This window comes from Bacteroides sp. An279 (assembly GCF_002159615.1).
Classification (GTDB): Bacteria; Bacteroidota; Bacteroidia; order Bacteroidales; family Bacteroidaceae; genus Phocaeicola; species Phocaeicola intestinalis.
The window spans coordinates 1-2,114 of sequence record NZ_NFJA01000184.1 but is presented as its reverse complement, the minus strand read 5'-3'; the positions used below and the strand labels follow the sequence as shown (position 1 = coordinate 2,114).

Genomic DNA, 2,114 nt, shown 5'->3' with positions numbered 1-2,114 from the left:
TGATTTGCAACTATAAAATTACTCATTTTCTGCGATATGCGGAAATCCCTGTGCCTCTTTTATATCCCAAGAAGAAGGTTATCTATTAACTTGCGAAACTTGAATTATTTTACAAAATAAAGTGAAACAATCCATAATTTGAAAATTTTATATGAGCTTTATTTAACCAATTCAATTGACTCGGTCGATATTTTAATCAGTCTCTTCTCATTTTTCGAAATCAAAACCGTCTAGTATCTTGTAGAAGTCATCGCTTCAATTATCTGTTTGCCTATAGATATTCTTTTTAAAGAATAAAAAATGCAAATAAATATTACCTTCCCCGAATGGTATGTTGTACCATTGCCCATTTGGAACAATGATTTTACCTGAACTCAAATCATAATAATATGGAGCCTCCTGCCGAGGTACTGGAGTTGTGTATCGTTCTTTGAATAACGAATTTCAATGCAACGGCTGGAACACATGCTCCGCAAAATCAAAATATCTGTAACAGTTTTTATTGAAAAAAATATTTGAAGCAATGCTGATAGGCAAAGTTTATATATCGTATGCATAATCTGTCCATAATCCGGTTCCTCATCCAATCCATGAAATTCTTCCATTTCAAGTTTCTCTTTCCATTTGGGAATTTTCAGACAAGCATTATTATATTTCTCACTATTCTTCATTACCGTAAGATGTCCAGCCACTCTATCAGAATGAGTCGAAATGAAATTATATTTACTGAAATTATCTTCATTGAGCATATCACTTAAATCACCGTAAATCAGACCATGTCTGCAAAGCCCCAATAGTCATATCCTTTTAGTTCATCCTCATGGATTATTCCATAGAAAGGCTTGCATCCGTAGAGTTTGTACGCCCCATGCTTGGGATTGAAATTTATCCCCAAAACATCAGACACCCGCTTGCAGTATGTGGTGTGGTCTGTCTCATAAAATTTGGTATTCGGATAGATTTCCTTCGGAATGCCACAGTCAGTGAAATATAAGAAATCTACCATTTTCTGCCTGTTGCATGTATAAAGGTATAAGTCCATCTTCTTACACAGATCATAATAAAAGTCTGCAATTACAATATCAGCATTGCTTACAGTTATTTTATCATACATTTTCTCCAGCATCTGAGACTCAGCCCAATCATCCCCATCTGCATGAATAGAATACACTCCACGTGCTTCATCCACGCCAAGTTGACGAGCCAAAGCACCCCCCGTTCTCTTTATGAAAAACACGGATGCGGAAATCTTTCTCAGCGTATTCATCGCATATATTGCGCGAGCTGTCAGTGCTACCGTCATCAATCAACAGCAACTCAAAATCAGTGAATGTTTGAGCAAGGATGCTGTCTATGCAGCGGGGAAGATATTTCTCTACATTGTAGACAGGAACAATAACTGATATTTTAGGAGAATCCATTATTTACAAATTTAAAGATGAAACCAAATATTGATAAGATTTATTTTGCAAATCAGCTAAATTCATAGTCGCCTGCCGATAATCAATCGACCGAAAATTTGGAGATGATGTTTTTTCTATCATACGATTTTCCAATCCAAGTTCGTGCAATAACGAAGCAGCCCGCGTATCTCCTTTTCCCAATTTGACGCAATAAAAAGGTTTATTGAAAATAACAGAAAATGCAGTTCCGTGAAAAGAAGTTGTAACAATGCAACTGGCATACTTTATCCACCCTAAGAATTCTTCTGGAGAACAACATTGGTAAACGTTTTTCTTGAATTTCCAATTTATCCAAGCTGTTATTTCTATAACTTTTGCTCCAATTTGATTAGCTATATCTTGCGCAATTCTCCGAGTGTTTTTATCAAACCTTACTTGATACACCAATACGTACTTGCAATTTAACAAAGGACGTTTCACAATGGAGTTCCAAATATCCGTATTGGCCAACAAGGTCGGGTCTAATACTGTTTCAATTTTTTTCGATGTCAAAGGTTGAAGCAAATCCGCCAATGTTGTCTCCCTTACGCTAATAGCATTAAAATTATTCAAGTTTCGCAAGTTCAACTTGCAGCTTTTAATCTATAAATGTCGCAAATATGTTTCATATCTTCCTCCCTGTTGATGATAGCCTGATAGATATCTTCGTCA

Annotated in this window: 1 protein-coding gene and 2 pseudogenes; all 3 read right to left on the bottom strand. The window is 35.9% G+C overall.

What is annotated here, in order from left to right; all coding sequences use genetic code 11:
* Positions 1 to 374 precede the first annotated feature (374 nt).
* Positions 375 to 1,015 (bottom strand): annotated as a pseudogene (locus B5F78_RS18095) (DUF6625 family protein); the annotation flags it as partial.
* Between the two features lie 27 nt (positions 1,016 to 1,042).
* A pseudogene (locus tag B5F78_RS17915) lies at positions 1,043 to 1,421 on the bottom strand (glycosyltransferase family 2 protein); the annotation flags it as partial.
* Positions 1,422 to 1,424: 3 nt separating this feature from the next.
* Positions 1,425 to 2,015, bottom strand: a complete 591-nt coding sequence (locus B5F78_RS16450) for a polysaccharide pyruvyl transferase family protein (RefSeq protein WP_206421969.1) — start codon at positions 2,013 to 2,015, stop codon at positions 1,425 to 1,427.
* Positions 2,016 to 2,114 lie beyond the last annotated feature (99 nt).